The sequence below is a fragment of the Pseudoalteromonas denitrificans DSM 6059 genome (genome assembly GCF_900112265.1).
GTDB lineage: Bacteria > Pseudomonadota > Gammaproteobacteria > Enterobacterales > Alteromonadaceae > Pseudoalteromonas > Pseudoalteromonas denitrificans.
The window spans coordinates 87953-105726 of record NZ_FOLO01000003.1; the positions used below are offsets into that span (position 1 = coordinate 87953).

The 17774-nt window shown below is 33.0% G+C and carries 15 protein-coding genes; 2 read left to right on the forward strand and 13 right to left on the reverse strand.

The annotated features are described in order from the left end of the window. Positions 1-6: 6 nt before the first annotated feature. From BM088_RS03080 to BM088_RS03140, 13 genes are all read right to left on the reverse strand, one after another. Positions 7-582 (reverse strand): thymidine kinase, encoded by a 576-nt coding sequence (locus tag BM088_RS03080; RefSeq protein WP_091979821.1) that lies wholly within the window; start codon positions 580-582, stop codon positions 7-9. A gap of 84 nt (positions 583-666) precedes the next feature. Continuing rightward, positions 667-1452: a substrate-binding periplasmic protein gene (locus tag BM088_RS03085; RefSeq protein ID WP_091979823.1), complete on the reverse strand. Its 786-nt coding sequence runs from the start codon at positions 1450-1452 to the stop codon at positions 667-669. A gap of 101 nt (positions 1453-1553) precedes the next feature. Further along, complete coding sequence (locus tag BM088_RS03090; protein ID WP_091979825.1) at positions 1554-4682, reverse strand: efflux RND transporter permease subunit; 3129 nt, start codon at positions 4680-4682, stop codon at positions 1554-1556. A 74-nt stretch (positions 4683-4756) separates the two neighbouring features. Further along, complete coding sequence (locus tag BM088_RS03095) at positions 4757-5863, reverse strand: efflux RND transporter periplasmic adaptor subunit (protein ID WP_091979826.1); 1107 nt, start codon at positions 5861-5863, stop codon at positions 4757-4759. 41 nt (positions 5864-5904) lie between these two features. Further along, positions 5905-7131, reverse strand: coding sequence for a TolC family protein (locus tag BM088_RS03100; protein ID WP_177207936.1), 1227 nt, complete (start codon positions 7129-7131; stop codon positions 5905-5907). Positions 7132-7253: 122 nt separating this feature from the next. Then, positions 7254-7628, reverse strand: a complete 375-nt coding sequence (locus BM088_RS03105) for a hypothetical protein (protein ID WP_091979829.1) — start codon at positions 7626-7628, stop codon at positions 7254-7256. A gap of 119 nt (positions 7629-7747) precedes the next feature. Then, positions 7748-8461, reverse strand: coding sequence for a DUF599 domain-containing protein (locus tag BM088_RS03110; protein ID WP_091979831.1), 714 nt, complete (start codon positions 8459-8461; stop codon positions 7748-7750). Positions 8462-8568: 107 nt separating this feature from the next. Further along, entirely contained in the window at positions 8569-8844 is a 276-nt protein-coding gene (locus BM088_RS03115; RefSeq protein WP_425439268.1) for a hypothetical protein, read from the reverse strand. Positions 8845-8925: 81 nt separating this feature from the next. Then, complete coding sequence (locus BM088_RS03120) at positions 8926-9528, reverse strand: adenylate/guanylate cyclase domain-containing protein (protein WP_091979835.1); 603 nt, start codon at positions 9526-9528, stop codon at positions 8926-8928. A gap of 24 nt (positions 9529-9552) precedes the next feature. Next, entirely contained in the window at positions 9553-9900 is a 348-nt protein-coding gene (locus BM088_RS03125) for a hypothetical protein (RefSeq protein ID WP_091979837.1), read from the reverse strand. Beyond that, complete coding sequence (locus tag BM088_RS03130) at positions 9901-12720, reverse strand: hypothetical protein (RefSeq protein ID WP_091979839.1); 2820 nt, start codon at positions 12718-12720, stop codon at positions 9901-9903. 17 nt (positions 12721-12737) lie between these two features. Next, positions 12738-14738 (reverse strand): CsgG/HfaB family protein, encoded by a 2001-nt coding sequence (locus tag BM088_RS03135; RefSeq protein WP_091979841.1) that lies wholly within the window; start codon positions 14736-14738, stop codon positions 12738-12740. A gap of 8 nt (positions 14739-14746) precedes the next feature. Beyond that, on the reverse strand, positions 14747-15814 hold the full coding sequence (locus tag BM088_RS03140; RefSeq protein ID WP_091979843.1) for a hypothetical protein: 1068 nt from the start codon (positions 15812-15814) through the stop codon (positions 14747-14749). Between the two features lie 177 nt (positions 15815-15991). On the opposite strand from BM088_RS03140, the gene BM088_RS03145 reads away from it, so the two are divergent. Further along, positions 15992-16441, forward strand: a complete 450-nt coding sequence (locus BM088_RS03145; protein ID WP_091979845.1) for an LPP20 family lipoprotein — start codon at positions 15992-15994, stop codon at positions 16439-16441. Beyond that, entirely contained in the window at positions 16431-17765 is a 1335-nt protein-coding gene (locus BM088_RS03150; RefSeq protein WP_091979847.1) for a transglycosylase SLT domain-containing protein, read from the forward strand. The genes BM088_RS03145 and BM088_RS03150 overlap by 11 nt, the downstream gene beginning before the upstream one ends. Positions 17766-17774 lie beyond the last annotated feature (9 nt).

Here is a 17774-nt window from a genome sequence, read left to right on the forward strand (position 1 = left end):
AACTTTTTAACTGAGGGCTTGTTTGTAATGTTTACGACACACTGAAACATAGCGATCATTACCCCCAATTTCAACCTGTGCGCCATCGGCAATCGCATTGCCACTTTCATCAGTACGAAGTACCATATTAGCTTTTCGCCCACAATGACATACTGTTTTTAGTTCAATTAATTTATCCGCCCAAGCAAGCAAGTATTGCGCACCAATAAATAGCTCACCTCTAAAGTCGGTTCTCAGTCCATAACATAAAACAGGGATATTCAATTGGTCTACAACATCTGATATTTGTTGAACTTGTGTTTTTGTTAAAAACTGGCTTTCATCAATTAAAACACAATGCACTTTTTGATTACTATGCAAATCTGCTATATAGGCATATAAGTTTGTATCTGCCATAAATAACTCTGCTTGCGCTTCTAAACCTATGCGAGAACTCACTTTGCCTTCACCAAATCTATTATCGATTTTAGCTGTAAAAATAACAGGGTTCATTCCACGTTCTTTATAATTAAAAGCAGACTGCAACATAGTTGTTGATTTTCCTGCATTCATTGCAGAGTAATAAAAGTAAAGTTGTGCCATTAATGTCTCAAATAGTTTAATTTAACGCATCGGGCTACTTTATATCATTATTACTAAAAAAGCATCGAAGATATGTTTTGTGCATTAACTCTCAACATATTCTTGATAAATCTTGTCACTATCAAATGTTGTTAAAAACTGCCAGATTTTCTCAACCAAACTAGTATTTTGTTGATAATAATTAATAGAAAAAATTAAGTAGCCCCGCTTTACATTAATGGGGGGAAACATAATTTCTAACTCTAGATTTAATGTCGCTAAATTTATTTGTTTTCGATTATCTAATCGACATAGCGAAACAGCTGCATCTACGCGCTTTTTTTCTAATAAATAAATTGCTTGTTCAGCAGAGAGCGCTTCATGAATAATGACAGGTAATTTATTGATAGTATTAATAATTGAATAACCTGCAGGCACTGCAATTACAGGTTTTTCCGTACTTTTTATATATGTACCATCCCAAGAAAAATTACTTACTTTATGCTTTATAAAACAAGTTGCATGGTTACTCATCGCTTTAGATTGATCGATTTTATTGTTAATCATTGGATATTTTGCAAATAAAGCACGCTCTTCACTATAACTTCCAATAATTGCATCAACTTTGTTACTTGCTAGATCATCTAAGCAACGCTTCCAAGGTTTTCGTATATAATTAATTTTGACGGCATTAATTGATGAATCAATGTGGCGTATTATTTCAATACTTGCTCCTGGTTTTTCATTTGGTACAACTGAGCCAGCCCCTAAAAAATAAGGCGGTAAAGCTTTATCTTCGTAACAAAACAATAACTTTAGAGGGTTACTAGCAACAGCAACTTTAGGAGTGAAAGTAAGCAATAAAGATAAAAAAATTAATACAACTTTCACTTAATTGGGCCTATAAACATATGTATTAAAACTAAAGTGTAGCCTATCATTACAATTCAGCTAACACTTTAGATTTTAAAATTAAATTATAGGAATTAATTCTACTTTAACTGTGAAATTTTCTCTTTAGAAAAGATTGAAAAGAGTACGGGTAAAACAAATAAAGTAAGTAAAGTTGCTGTGACTAACCCGCCTACTATAACGGTTGCTAAAGGTTTCTGTATTTCCGCTCCAATACCATTAGACATTAACATGGGGATCAAACCTAAAGCAGATGTGAGTGCCGTCATCAATACAGGCCTTAACCTAGAGATTGCACCATTATATGCCGCTATAGATGCATTTTCACCAGATGCGATTCTTTGATTGATACTTTCAACCATAACAACACCATTTAATACTGCCACGCCAAATAAAGTTATAAAACCTACTGAGCTTGGCACTGATAAATATTGTCCCGAAAGATATAAAGATACCACTCCACCAATGATAGCTAATGGTACATTAACTAAAATAAGCATTGCTTGGCCAAAAGTCCCAAATGCAAAATATAGTAACAATGCAATCATAAGTAGTGATATTGGCACTACGATTGATAACCTTTGTTGCGCTCTTTGCTGGTTTTCAAATTGACCACCTATTGAAGTTGAATAACCTGTTGGTAGCGCGATATTTTGTGCTATTGCCAACTGAATTTCGGCTACGACACTCCCCATGTCTCTGCCTTGGACATTTGCTTGTATCACTACACGACGTTGTACATCATCTCGTCTCACTTGTGGTGGTCCTGATGCGATTGTTACAGTGGCGACGTCCCCTAAACGTACAATGGCACCGTTTGGAGATTTTATTCTTAATTCAGAAATCACCTGTGGGTTATTCCTAAATTTATTCTCTAATCGTACATATATATCGTATCTTTCATTACCATTTATCACTTGTCCTGCATCAGTACCGCCAAGACCATCGCTAACGACTTCCATAACATCCCCAACAGATAATCCATATCTTGATAGTTGACGACGATTTGGGGTAATTACCAACTGTGATTCTCCGGCAATTTGCTCCATAGCAACATCTTTAGCGCCTTTCACCATTTTAACAGTGGCTTCTATCTCTTGACCTTTTGCGACTAAAACATCTAAGTTCGGACCAAATAACTTAATTGCTAGTTGTGCTTTTACACCTGATAATAGTTCATCAACACGACTGGCAATTGGTTGTGAAAAGTTATAGAGCAATCCTGGGAATACTTCTAACTTTTCTTCCATCAAGTTTTGTAGTTCAAAGCGATTTTTTGCATTCTCCCACTGAGATACGGGCTTTAAACCTATGTATATTTCTATATTATTAACGGGTTCAGGATCACCCCCTAATTCAGGACGCCCTATTCTACTAAGTGCATAATTTACCTCAGGGAAATCTAGTAGCAAGGCTTCAATTTTAGGTGCAACTGTTAAAGTTGTTTCTAAACTTGAAGAGGGTGCTAATGTTACCCTCAAGTTTATTGTGCCTTCTTCAAGTTCAGGGACAAATTCGGTGCCAAGTTGAGGTAGCAATGCAATTGCAATCAGAACTAAAACCACAGCAGAGGTAATAACCGATTTTACGTTTTTCATTGCAAAACCAAGTCCGCGTTTATAGATTGCTTCAATGGGCTTTAATAAAAAGCTTTCTTTAGGTTTAATACCATTTTTAAACATAAATACAGCTAATGCAGGCACACAAATTAAAGCGACAAATACAGCGGAAACAATCGCTAACATTATGCTAATAGCCATAGGCTGAAATAGCTTTGCCTCTACCCCTTCAAAGCTAAATAAAGGAAGGAATACAACTAAAATAATTAATGCCGCAAAAAAGACTGGCCTTGCAACTTCTTTAGCAGCAATAAAAATTTTATCTGAAGTTGATTGTAATTTATCTTGAACACTTAGGTGTTTATAGATATTTTCAACCATAACAACAGAGCCGTCTACTAACATGCCTATTGCAACAGCTATTCCCCCTAGAGACATTAAATTTGCAGATAAACGAGCCCAAGACATTATCATAAGAGCAATTGCAATCGCGATTGGAATTGATATCAAGACAAGAGTTGTAGCTCTTAGGTCCATTAAAAATAGCGCTAAAATAATAACAATAAAGATAAATGCTAATAATAATGCATCAACAACAGTTCGTACGGCTTTTGTAATTAAATCAGCTTGATCATAGAAAACTTCAAAAGTCACACCCTCTGGTAATGTTTGCTGTATCAACTCCATCCTTTGGTTTATACCATCAATTGTCGCTTTTGTATTGGCTCCCATTCGTTTTAAAACGACACCTGAAACGACTTCACCTAAGGTTTCAATCGTATTATTTTCACTTCTGCGCGTCATTGTAACTGCGCCTTGCCTTATTTCACTCCCAAGTTCAATTTTGGCGATATCTGAAACAGTGACAACTTTACCCTTAATGGTTTTCACAGGAGTTTGACTTATTTCAGATATTCCTTTTTGACCACTATTGAACCAACCCATCCCCCGAATAACAAGTTGTTCTTGCCCGCGATTCATGTACCAACCACCAACATTTTCATTATTATTTTCTAGGGCACTTACAACATCCTCTTGTGTTAAGTTATAGGCTAATAGTTTATTTGGATTAACATTTACTTGGTATTGTTTAACATCACCACCATAAGATAAAACATCTGTTACACCATCCACGGGTAAGATAAGTAATTTGACAACCCAGTCATTTAAACTACGTAATGCCATAGCATCTAACCCTGATGATTCATCTGCCACTAATAAATATTGGAATATTTGCCCAAGTCCAGATGTATTAGGGCCGATTTCAGGCATTCCAACTCCCTGAGGGATTAATTCTTTTGCTGATTGAAGTCTTTCAAAAACTAACTGACGCGCAAAATATATGTCAGTACCCTCTTTAAATACTACCGTGACGCCTGAAAGGCCTGTTTTTGAAATAGAACGAACTTGCTCTACATCTGGCAGTGCATACATGACTGCTTCTATAGGGTAAGTTATTAACTGTTCTACCTCTTCAGCTGCTAACCCGGGTGCTTCAGTATTGACTGAAACTTGTACATTGGTAACATCAGGAAATGCATCCAAATTCAATTTTGGGATCACAAATATTGATGATACTAGTAATGCAATAAGCCCCAATAATATAATTAATCGATTATTGATGGCTGAATCTATTATTTTATTTAACATAATTTGCCTTAAATTTTTAATGCTATGGGTTAAACACCCACTTTTGCTAATTCACCACTTACAAACATACATTTTTAATGGTTGTGTGGGTCGAACCCACCTTTAGCAATTTGTGATGCAACAAAAAAAGCACCTTTAATAACAACTCTAGTACCAGGTTTTATGCCGCTTATTTCCCTTCCTTGTACAAATGTTCGGCCAAGTTCAACCTCGACAGGTTCAAATTCTCCCGGATGATCTTCAACATATACCATCCAATCACCATCTGAACCACGCATCAAAGCAGTTTCCGGTACTGTCATAACGGGTTGTTTTTCATTAAATAAAAAGTTGACGTCTGTAAACATGCCTGGATGTAATTGATGCTGCTCATTATCAACAGCCAAACGTATCGTACGTGTTCGTGATTGCTGATCTATGGTATGCCCTTCTTGGATCACAGTTGCATTAAATTCATTATTATCAATCAAGATATTCGCTTTTGTCCCTTCAGGGATATTTATTAAACTATTTGGTGGTAGTTGGGCTTCAACCCAAAGTTGATGTTCATCAGCTAAAAGCATAATTTCATCTCCAGCTATCACCCTTTTACCTTGTAAAAAAGCATCAGCTAAAACAGCACCTTTTGTTTGCGCAAATAAAGTGTATTGACCTAAATTTTCTGTTTTTGATTCTGCAGATTTTTTAATTGCATCTTCTGACAGACCATATGCTTTTAATGTGCTGTATGCGACCTCGTGTTCAGCTTTTGCTTCTAGAAACCGCTTTTCTGTGACTGTCGCTTTACCAAGTTTTTTAACGCGACTCCATTCAGCTAAGCTAAGTCGGTATTGCGCTTGTGCATTAGCTACGTCAACACTAAATAATGTCACTAGCGGTGAGCCCTTTTGAATATGCTGGCCTAAAATTGCATGGCGCTTTACAACAATAGAGTCAACTCTGGGTGATACAGAGTAGCTTGTATATCCATTTGCTTTTAATTCACCTGGGGCATATAGCGTAAAATTTACTTTTGTTGGTGAAATAGCTGTGACTTCAATATTACTGATTTGCATTTGCTCACTAGAAAAGCGAGTGCCAGACGCTTCTTCTTTGTGATCCTCTCCTGAAGATGCAAAAGAATTCATTGTAGTAAAACTAAATATGCTGGTGATTAAGATTGATAATATTTTTTGTTTCATTGGTATTTCCAAAATTTGTTTTAGTGAACTTGAGTACTTACTTAACCTAATTGTGCCGTAAGTTTTAAATATTCAATTGTTGCTAATTTAGCCTGCTTTTTAAGTGAAATAGCAGCAGTGAGACCTTCAATTCTTTGCTGTAAAATCAAGAGATATTCTGTTGTACTCATATCTCCGGCATTCCATTTATTTTGAATTAAATCAAGGCTTCGTTGAACAGAATCACCAGCTAACCCTTCCCAGAGTTTTACCTGAGTGATGTACTGTTGCATGATAGATTTAGCTGCTTTAATTTGACTTGTTGTTTTAAGAATAATGGCTGCATAATTTGCATTTGATACTAACAACGCATTAGAGCTTGCTTTCACTTCGTCGCTGTAGTTATTTCTAATATTCAAAGGGAGCGTGAAATTGACACCAAATTTATTTTCATTGGCTGTTTTCCCAGTTGTAAAACCAACTGTTGGATCAGCCTTTGATAACAATTTAGTTAACTGAGTTTGATATTTATCAATCTTAGTTTTTACATACGCTTTTTTTACGTTTGGCAAGGTTAAAATTGCTTGCTCGTTTGGCATATTCACATTTAAATCTTTGTTATTTAAAAGTACTTCCACATTAATGTTAATGGTTTCATTCCAGCTGGGTAACATAGCCATGATATTTGCTTTTGCATTAAAAAGTTGAACGGATGCTAAAGCAGTTTCTTTGAGTTTTATAGAAATTGAACTGAGTGATACCTGTAAATCTAGCTCACTCAATTCGTTTACTTTTTGTCGTTTTTTGACTTCATTTATTAAATCAAACATTTGTTTTTCTTGCTCGTGAATTAACACTAAAGTTTGTGAAGCACTTTGATATTCAATTAAAGCAACAAAAGCATCTGCTAGGGTTTCTTGATATTTCTGCGCGTATTCTTGCTCAGCAAATATACGTTTAAACTTTGCCTGATCCGTTAATACAGCCCTTTTATCCCAAATGTCAAACGTTTGATTTAACCCGGCACTATAATTATTTTCCTTACCTTCACGTTCATAACTGCTTGTTAATTCGGGATTGTATAATGCTTGTGTCGTTGAATTGGCTAAATATAATTGCATATTTAACCGTTCTTTGGCTGAAATCATTATTGGATGCAGCATTACTTGGTTTTCAAACCAAATTTGCTGCGAGATTGTTTTATTTTCATCTGCAGATGCACTTTTTATTACAATAAATGCAGGTAATAACACGCCCAGAAGACACGTTATTGAACTCTTTAAATTCATTTTATCTCTCTTAATCATTACCAAAATGAATATTAAAACTATCGAATCATAGCGATAGCATTAAAGTCCATAAAGGGTTATAAATATAAATCTTTTAATTATGTGTTTAGACTAAAAAATGATTAAGATATTGGAGGGCGTTGTTCTGGATCTATATATTGAGAGTTAAATGTCGCTCTTAAAGTTTGAGCTGAGTCTTTATTAAATAGAATATTTGTATTACTAACAACTTGAGGTAAATAAATACCTACATGGCAGCTATAGCAGTGAGAACAGTCATTTTGATTATCGAGTTCTTGAGATATGGTTTTATGCTCAAAGTCATGAAGCTGGTGATCTTTATTTTCTTCGCAATGAGAATCAAGTTCAGATTGTTGCGATAAAAGCTGAGACGTTTGATTTAATTTTTCATTATGATGTTGCACATCAATGATATCCAGCACCGGCTGACACATTAATAGTGTAACTAATAAAAATAATAATCTTGTCTTCAACATCTAAAAAACAAATACCTAATTTGATAAAATCGGTGTGATATTAGCATCAGAACTTATTTTATTCAATGTATTTGTATTAGAATTACCCTCCATCTTATTGAAACTATATAACAAAACATTTATTTCATATTTTGTTCTTGCTTTAAATATGCATTACCTCTTGTGATAGCGCGTACAGCTTTAGACTTAAATTCACGCCGATATAGAGTATAAGCAACAAACATGCTTGTTGTGATAAATAACAATGGATGAAAAAACCAACATATAGCAGCCAAAGAAAAATAATAAGAGCGTAAACCATAGTTATAGGAGTGTGCAGCTTGATCTTGTACTACCGCCATTTCAACAGCATAACTCTGTAAATGTGCTTTATCCCCGCTTAAATCTAAAGGTGCGGCACCCACCATGACATTTACGAAACCATATTGGCGCATTGACCAGGTAAATTGAAAAAATGCTAAAACAAATATAAAAGCTAATAAACTCAATTTTATTTGAATCGTAAAATGGTTCGCATTTAAAGCAAAAGGTAGAGATAATATTATATTCTCCAGTTGTTCAACTTGCGCAAAAAGTGTTAATACCCCTGCTAATATAATTAATGTTGTAGACGCAAAAAAAGCGATATTACGTTCAAGGTTAGCAAGTAATGCAGCATCACCGACGCGAATATCTCTTTGCATAAGTTCAGTCATCCAGTGGATACGATGCTGATGTAAGCTTCGGGCAATACAGTCAGTTGTTTTAGCCTTCTTTCGGGCAAACCAAGTGTATCCAGACCAACAGGCGATAAAACATAATAAAGAAACAATATCAAAAATAGAAAGTAACATAATAAATAATGGCTAATATAGGTAATGAATAATGCAATTAAAACAATATCGTTTATTTAAAATTTTTTCAAAATAAAATCGCATTGCTTGTAAAATATCTCTGTTTATTATGAGATTTTGATTCGAGTTGCTTTCATTATTTCCATATCAAGACCTGCTATAACCTGTGTTGAAGGGTAATAAGTAATATTTACACGCGCACCTTTTAAATTTTTATAGCGCTTCTTTCTATTGTATTTAAAAGGAATATCACAGCCTTCAATCATTACTGTATTAAGTACCCATTCCTCAGATTCTCTTTGTACATGGGATAATACTTTTTGATTTTCAGAGTGTATTAGATTCTTATGTTTATCCAATAAGTTATTTATTTCTTTTTTCATAATCATCTTTGATCAGCTAAATGTAATTTTTTATTCTAGCTTATTATTTCAATAAAAACCTTAAATCAAGCTAATATTAAATCACGACTTTGTTGCTATTGAATAGGCTTCTAAAGAGATCCCTGAAATCTTAAATTTGACATGCTCTGCAATAAATAAGTCTTGTTTATCTATTGTCATAAATGCTTTTTCAGAGACTAAAATTTCATTTTTATGCGCAATATCCTCACCTAGCTTACTGGCACAATTGACTGCATCTCCAAAAACATCCCCTTCATCAGTGCGTAAATATCGACCAAAATCAATACCTGTCGAAACACAAATATCCCATTGTTTAGATGACTTTTTATTTATTTCGGCTAAAGCTAAGTTAATTTCAACGGCAGTATTAATCGCATCTTCTGCACAGTCAAATGAGGCAAATACATTATCAGCAACAAATTTTATTAATACACCAGAGTTTGATGTGATGATAGGCGCAACAGTCACTCTCATTTTTTCTATCATAGCGAGATAATATACAATGCCATACCTTTGCGTTACAAGTGAGAAGCCTGACATATCCATTATTAAAATGTGTCCGCGTACACCATATTTTGACCAGATCACCTCTTCTATTTCTGATTTTTTATTATCATTAGTTTGATGAAAATATTCACTTAATAAAGATTGTAATTGATTCACATATTACTCCTTCATAAATTTGAGTTAAAAATATTTAAGTCTTTCTTTATAAACAGAGTTAACTAGGTCTATCTCAACACCTTCTTTTACTGACTGTACCAATGCATTTATAACTTCTGTTTTAAATGCACTTCCTAAGAAAAATTGTTTGATGGTTAATAGCTCTCTTTTGCAGGCTATAGGAGCATATTGAATTGCTTCACTTGGTGAGCTTACTTTTACAAATTCAATTCCTTTTCTAAGAACACATTTTTCATATTGCTTTTTCATTTTTATATACTCAGGTGTTTTGGTCACCTTATGTGCCTGTGATAACTCATTAGCAAAAGCACAGTTTGAAAAAATAACAATAAATATTAAGAATAATCTCATTTAATTTCCTTCTTTTTCAGGCTCTGTAGTATAAAAAACAGGGGCTGATAATTGACTTTGCAATTTATCATTATCAATTGCCTGTACCTTAAAACAATATGTTGTACCAGCTTGTACATCGGTGTAATTGTACACATCTGAGTTTGAATCAACTTGCCCCACTTTTCGCATACTTGAGCATGACTTATTTTTACCTCTATAAACATGATATTGATTAATATCTGTATTTGAAGGTAGCTTCCAAAAAATTAAAAAACCTGAGTTATCTTTTTCTATGCTCAGTTCTGAAACAGTTTTAGGGATGTGTTTTGTTGTGGCTGATATAGTTCCTGACATTGGGCCTTTAGCCGAATATTTGTTATATGTGGCTATTTGATACTCATACACAGTGCCATCTTTTAAATCGGTAAATGCTTCCCCATCATCTATAAAATGATTGTTATTGATATTAGAAATATCTTCAATTTCTTCAAAATTACCTTTGTTATTTTTACGGTAAATTAAATACCCTTTGTTATCTCTATCATGAGATGCTTTCCAAGATAGTTTTACCTTTTTCACTTTACCACTAGTGCCTTCAAAATTATCTGGTGGAGAAGGAAGGTTTTTTGTTTTACCTATGACAATATTTGAAGCTTGAGTTTCTATTTTTTCATCAAAAGCTGAAATCTTATATTCATATTTTTGACCATCTTTGAGTCTTTTTTTATCAAAATCTTTAAATTGAATGGTTTTATTAGATTTGATTGTTTTTATCAACTTCCAATTAGTGTGTGTTTCATGTTTTTGGTATAATTTATAACCGGTTATATGTTTAGCTGGTTGCCAAGATAAAATGATTGTTCTAAGTAAATCATCCTGTTTCACTGCTAATTTCAGAGTTAAAGGGCTGAGAATTTCTTTAATGTTTGAGCTCAAGCTTGTTAAATCATCATTATCTATCGCATTTATTTTATAAAACGTATTTGCATACACTTTTAAGTCTGAGTCTGAGTAAGTCGTCCCTTCTATATTTGCAACTTTAAGCCAAGCTTCATCATTCCATTTTCGAAAAAGAGAATAATGCTTAATATCTGTCTCAGGGCTTTTGCGCCAATTAACCGATATGATACCTTCTTCTATAGATAGGTTTAAATCTGAAGGTGGAGTCGGTAAAGGTTTAGTATTAGCTGACTGGGTTAAAGTGAGCTTACCATCGGCTTCAAATAAGTTTCTTCCAGCAATTGCATAATGATATTGTTGTCCATCTTCTAATGGTTTTTCAGTGCCATCTATGAAGTGGTTTGTTTCATAACCTTTAATAAAAGCGATTTGAGTTAAATTTGTTTCGTTTGTAATATCACCAATATGCCGATAAATTGCATAGCCTGAAATGTCAGTATCATTTATGATCTCCCAAGTAAGTTTAACTTTTTTCACTAAGTTAGATTCTACTAAAAATGATTTTACGGCATCGGCTGTTGGTTTTGTTACAACTCTCACTTCTTTTGATTTTAGGGTTTCAGTATATTTATCTACTACTGAAATAGAATATATATAACTTTTACCATCTTCAAGTGACTCAGTATCTGTAAATTTTGTATTAGTTATATCTGATATGTTTTTTATAAATTGCCAATTGTCTTCAGAGTTACTTTTTCTATAAATTTTATACCCGCTGCCTGAGTTAACCTTTGTCCAAGATAGTTCTGCACGCCTCAATAAAGCAGTATCATTAGACTGCAACTCTGATAATGCAATTGTTTTAAAAGTTAGCAATTCAGACTTTTGACTTTCGCCATTAGAATGATATGCAGAAATAGTAATTTGGTACTGGCTATCAGGTTCAAAATTTTTATCTAATATTACAGAATAATTTAATGTCTTATCTTTATAGATAGTATGAACTTTTGACCATGAGTTATCTTTCATTTTTTGATAAAAATTATAACCAACAACACCTTGATTATTTAATTGGGGTATAAAGTCAATTTTTATACCATTGACCAGCGATGAAAACTCCATGATAGTGGGAGGTAAAAGGTTAATATCATGTTTTATTTTATTACTCATGGATGTTGCATTGACAATTCTATTCCCAGTGACCTCTCTGCCGTCTTCCAAAACAAGATCTAAACGATAATAATATGAACCGCTTACTTCATCCTCAAACTGAGTTTCTTCTACACTGGCAACAAACTCATATGGACCTTCTTTAGAATGACCACGGTATACATTTGCATATAATACTGAAATATCAGGACTCAACTTCCAATCAAGTTTAATGGCAGAACCAATTGATTTTGCGGTAATATCCAAAAAGTAATCACTACTAGAATTTGAAATAGGAGATGAAAAGCCTTGGGTTACAGCATTAATAATACTGGTTTCAACTTTTCTCGCCAGTAGCTTTGATTTTTGTAAAATATCCCCTCTTCCTATATAAGACTCGGTCCAAGATTGACTAATTCTGCTATTTGAAATATCAATTAAGTTAACAGTAACTTTAACTGAGCTACCAATTTTGTCTATTTCACCAGCAAGAATAAAGTTAACTCCAAGTTCAAGCCCATAAGAAACAACTAACTTAGTATCAGAGACTTGTGCACCACCAATACGATACAAAATTGCTTCCATATCTCTTCTGGACATAACTGAAATTTGAGAGGATTTATCAAGCTCAGTTTCTAGAGAAAATAATAGATCCGCATCAGCGCCTATCGCATCCATACTGACTGGGGTTAAATTAAATAAGGCCAGTGAACTTTGACTATTGGCTTGCGTATTGGTGTGAAATATTGCTACCGAAATATAAATAAATAAAGCCAAAAAGTGTTTCATCTGTTGACCTTAAAAATTTAAAAGCGGTGATTTTCAATGATAGATTGTAAATACTTATTTGATTGCGTTGTTATTGGAGATCCAACAACAGCTTTTAATTTTTCATCGAATATAGCATCAACAAATTGCTCAATTGCATTAATATTTTCCTTACGTCTGAGTAAGAATTCTTCCCCATTTTCAAAATAGGTTTTTTCTAAGTTTCTTAAAGGTTTAAGGACTTCTCTAGAGAGCTCCTCTACAACTTCAGTTGCCATTGTTTGTAATAATTCAGTATCAGTCGGTATTTCAAGAGGGTCAAAATCTACATTTGCATCTTTAATCCCTTCATTAGAGGTGTCTTCAACAATTTTTTTTCGCTCTATTGTTTCAACTCGAGTATTTGCACCTGTTGCAACATCTACAATTCTAAAAGACAATTGTATAAAGCCCACTTTTTTCATATGTTGAACATCATATTCTTTTTCTTCAAATTTAGGCGTCATTATTTTTGCTTTTGGCGCACTTCTTAAGTCTTCTTTTTTGGGATTTGGATTCATTGCTTTCCAATTTAAGTAATCAATATTATCCGATATTTCTTCTCCTACTTTATACCTTACTGTTTTAGAGCTCTTTGAATCCGTAGCGTCAACTTTATAAAGTAAAACACTGCCCATAATTGCAATATCAATCCCGTAAATTCTTCCCATTTCTTGAGCCGTTGACTCTGAAACTACGCCTATTTGACCTAGCTTCATTTCTTCTAGAATTGATTTTAAATTTTCGCGTTCTAGTATGTTAATGTCTTTACTGGCACTATTAAACAGATTTGAAATCAAATTATTGGCCACTAAAACACCCGAGTCAGTACTGTAAGATGGGCTTTTAAAGTCAAAAACAGCGATAGATTTTTTTACACGTTCTACTATTGCATCTTCTATATGTTTCGTTTTCTTGAATAAATCAACAAAATCTGGATTAAAATCAGAAATCAATCGCATTAAATACCACGCTGAGCCATATTTCCTTTGGTCCATTAATTCTGAGGCTGTATTATCAATTTGTTCTGATAATGAGTTTTTTAATGCTGTTAACTGAGCATTTTCATAGCCATTATTAATTTTTTGACCTTGTATAATTTTGTCTGCACTTTTAGCAAGGTAACCTTGAGTCATTAGCTGACGAGATTGTGATACTAAAGACTCTGTCCATTGTGTTTTAGATATTTGCATTAACTCAACACAATATGGGTTTATTCGATCGTAACTAATTACCTTTTCACAAGCCTCAAAAGCACCTTCCCAATTTAACTGAGCTTTGGCTTTTTCTGCAACTTGAATAAAATACTCTTTGTTATTTTTTTTATTTGTATTTTCAATTAATTGTTTTGCATTTTTATTATTAGGGTTAATCGTGATTGCTTTACGAGCATTTTCTAAAGTTGCCGTGAAATTATCCTGGTTAAACGCATCCCTTGCCAAGTTGAAGTAGTATCTCCCACCTTGAATTTTAATTTTTTGAGTTAATAAGCTAGAGTCTTCATAATTCGCATATAATTTAGCCAGTTTTTTCATCGAAAAATTAGCATTAACCCATTTATTATTTGTTATATGAGATTTTACGTTTGAATGTAACTGCTTGACCTTATTAAGTAATATCGCTTCATTATTTGATATGTTTGATTGTGTTGTTTGATAAGATTCATGTTGTGATTGTATTTTTTTTGCTTTATTAAACAGATTTTTAGCTGTCTCTATGCTTGTTTTATTTAAATCTCCCGATGAAAATACGTTTTTTATTTCATTCGTTAACTGGGTCACTGCTTTACTACGCGCCTGTGCTAATATCGCTTTATATTGCGGGTTTTTGGGTTCCTTTTGTATTGCTAATTCTAAATAAGAAACAGCTTCGGCATATTTATTTGATGACATTAGCTGCTGAGAAATATCAAACTCTTTTTTTCCTTTATTAGAGGTACTTTGACAACCAACTAATGTGATAATGATAAATACTAAAAATACCCATTTTTTATTTAACATACAAATCCCTAATTTATTCTGAAAGTAACGTTATTTGAATCAACACTTATTAGTTTTAATTGATAATCTGTTTTTAAAGGACCAGCCAAAATTTCAGCATGTAGCTGTTCAGGCCAACCTTTATACTTCAGTAGATAAATCCCGACTTCTTTTTCATATTTCACAATTTCAATATCTAACATACCAGATACGCTTTGCTTTAAAGATCTTGAGAATGATTGTGCTTGTTTATATGAACTCACATTTTCAAGGTCTAAATAAATTGATCGCGCTAAATATTGCTCTTCTTGCCAAAATTGAATAATTTCTTTTTTTAATGTAGACCAAGTTCGGCTAATTAGCTGTTTAGATAATAATTTAATTAGTTTCGATTGATTACTTCCCGCCTTTGATGTTTCAACATTAGCGCTTGCAATGATTTGACCATCACCCTTTCTTTTCACATTTGTAACAACTGATAAATTGTTAGATGAAAGCTTAATTCCTTGATATTCACTTTGTGTAGTATGAAAATTAACATCCATTTGTAAAATAAATCCAGCTTGTACTCTTTGCGTTTCATCAAACACCTCAAAACCGTTCTTGTTTAGTTTTGATGTCATAATTGATTTTAAGCTTGATCCAGCAAATTGATTATTAGTATTCACTTTTATGGCAACTCTTGGTTTTCTACTCCAGCCATTTACTTTTAGAATTTTTTTAATATCAGATAGTAACTCTTGCACATCTACATTGGCCTCAATTTCTACTTCATAAGCATTAAAGTCATTTATGCCTTCAGATAAAATGATATATGAAGAAATATTGCCTGAAGATGAACTGTAGATTTTGTCTTGCGCAAACACAAAATCATTCACAGATGTACGAGATTGAACAAAGGCACCTGCTACTTGCTCTACAGCAGCCCTTTTAGCATTGGTAAGTGCTATATTTCGCGTTTTTGCTTTTTCTCCTTTAACGACATCACTGATCCCTTTTGCTGTAACAACTTTGGCTTCTATATTTATTGACGTTATAAAAAAAATTAAAACAAGATAGGCGACCAACTTTATATAGTGTGTTTGGTAATAAATCATAATATCTCTTTAGCAATAATTATTGATAAAACCATATGAATTTAACTACATAATTCTGTGTTTTTTACTATATTTTCAATTATAGACTAATGTATTTACTTAGTTTAAATAACTTACCTAGCAATTAGAGTATTTTGTTTTATTGCTCTACTCCATAATTGGCAGAAGGTTTTAAGTATGAATAAGTATATTTTTAGCAAATTGTTTTTATTTATAATTTTAAGTTTTATTTGTTTTGGAGTTTTGGCATCTGTGCCAAAAGGTGTTCTAAAAGTAAAAGGGTTTGGTACTGTTGACCCTGCAAAAACGTCTAGTGACTTTCAGGCTAAAATGATGGCAAAAAGAGCTGCTCAATTAGATGCTCAAAGGCAGCTTGCAGAAACAACAAAAGGCTTACAACTCAGTGCAGGCACAAGCGTTGAAGATTATGAAGTTACCAGTGATGTGATTGCAACGAGAGTTAAAAGTTTAATTCGAGGGGCTTTTATTATTGACCAAAATGTTAAACCTGAAGATGGAAGTTTTGTAGCGGAAGTCACATTAGGTCTATGTTTAACAAATGAATCTGAAATTTGTAAATCTCGTGATTCTATAAAATTATTAAGCGACAGTTTAAATGATCAATAAAATCACTTTCATCCTACTATCACTGTTTTTTATGAGAGGCTTTACTTATGCTAGCGATCCGCCAGATTTAAATTTTGATGAAATAGATCAACTGCTTGATAATCAGTTTGAAGAAAAAAATAATCAAATTGATGCTATATATGAAGCATACTCAAAAGCAATTGATGATGCATTTAAAGGTGCAAGTAAAAAAATATCCGTTCATTGGCCCAAAGATATTCGTTTGCCAAGTAAAAGTATTTGGGTTGGATATGCACAAGATTTAAAAACGCGATCCTTTGTTAATTATAAAAAAGGTGAAGTTATTATAGAAACAAAAATTAAAGATAATAATATTAAAAATGCAAATAAAAACATTCATCAAATGGCCCGCTCTTTAAGCTCAAATAATAATTCAGATATTGTTAAATTAGATGTATTTTCAAAAGAACTAAAAAATAATTTAGCAAAAACAGATATTAATTTGAAAGAGCCAAAACCAGACAAATATAATACTTTAAAACTTCTTATACCTGAAAATACAAAAATTAAAGACAGTAAGATCGCAAGTTTTACCAAAGTAATGCAAAAGGTGACTAAGACGCCTGAAATAGGCAAAACTGATACAAAAACAGCGCAAAAAAAAAGAGACAATCTTCCAAAAAAGCAGACGAAAAATGCCATAACCCAAGAGACCGTGCTTAATACAACACAAAATATTAAAAGTGGCGTAAAACTAGAATTAATAAAAAAAGGACAAGACGCCATTTTAAGGATGTCTATAAAATTTGTTAATAACTATCAAAAAATACTGATGGAAGAAAATTTTGATGACGTCAAACGTTTTTCAACAAAATACAATGTCCCTGTATCAATTATATTGGCAATAATTGAAACCGAATCTAGCTTTAATCCTAGAGCGGTCTCAGCGGTACCAGCATTTGGTCTTATGCAATTAGTACCTAAAACCGCAGGTGTTGATGCACACAATTACGTTCATGGTGAAAAAAGAATTGTTTCTCCAGATTTTTTGTTTGATGAAACAAATAATCTACAGCTTGGTACGGCTTATTTTAAGTTATTACAAAGTCGCTATTTAAGAAAAATTAAAGACCCACAGTCTCGATTTTATTGTGCTGTCGCAAGTTACAACACAGGAATAGGAAACCTTGCAAAAACCTTTATTAAAGATAAAAACCTGTCAAAGGCTGCACTTAAAATAAATAATATGACACCGGAACAAGTATATCAGTATCTTATTGTTAATTTACCTGCACAAGAAACAAAAAACTATTTAAAAAAAATAGTTTCAAGAAAAGCAAAATATGAGCATTTTGATAGTTAATCCGATACG

Bases quoted from the DNA above. Each gene is read 5' to 3' on its own strand.
- BM088_RS03080 (WP_091979821.1), bottom strand. From the start codon at position 582: ATGGCACAACTTTACTTTTATTACTCTGCAATGAATGCAGGAAAATCA.
- BM088_RS03090 (WP_091979825.1), bottom strand. From the start codon at position 4,682: ATGTTAAATAAAATAATAGATTCAGCCATCAATAATCGATTAATTATA.
- BM088_RS03095 (WP_091979826.1), bottom strand. From the start codon at position 5,863: ATGAAACAAAAAATATTATCAATCTTAATCACCAGCATATTTAGTTTT.
- BM088_RS03100 (WP_177207936.1), bottom strand. From the start codon at position 7,131: ATGAATTTAAAGAGTTCAATAACGTGTCTTCTGGGCGTGTTATTACCT.
- BM088_RS03105 (WP_091979829.1), bottom strand. From the start codon at position 7,628: ATGTTGAAGACAAGATTATTATTTTTATTAGTTACACTATTAATGTGT.
- BM088_RS03110 (WP_091979831.1), bottom strand. From the start codon at position 8,461: ATGTTACTTTCTATTTTTGATATTGTTTCTTTATTATGTTTTATCGCC.
- BM088_RS03115 (WP_425439268.1), bottom strand. From the start codon at position 8,844: ATGAAAAAAGAAATAAATAACTTATTGGATAAACATAAGAATCTAATA.
- BM088_RS03125 (WP_091979837.1), bottom strand. From the start codon at position 9,900: ATGAGATTATTCTTAATATTTATTGTTATTTTTTCAAACTGTGCTTTT.
- BM088_RS03130 (WP_091979839.1), bottom strand. From the start codon at position 12,720: ATGAAACACTTTTTGGCTTTATTTATTTATATTTCGGTAGCAATATTT.
- BM088_RS03135 (WP_091979841.1), bottom strand. From the start codon at position 14,738: ATGTTAAATAAAAAATGGGTATTTTTAGTATTTATCATTATCACATTA.
- BM088_RS03140 (WP_091979843.1), bottom strand. From the start codon at position 15,814: ATGATTTATTACCAAACACACTATATAAAGTTGGTCGCCTATCTTGTT.
- BM088_RS03145 (WP_091979845.1), top strand. From the start codon at position 15,992: ATGAATAAGTATATTTTTAGCAAATTGTTTTTATTTATAATTTTAAGT.
- BM088_RS03150 (WP_091979847.1), top strand. From the start codon at position 16,431: ATGATCAATAAAATCACTTTCATCCTACTATCACTGTTTTTTATGAGA.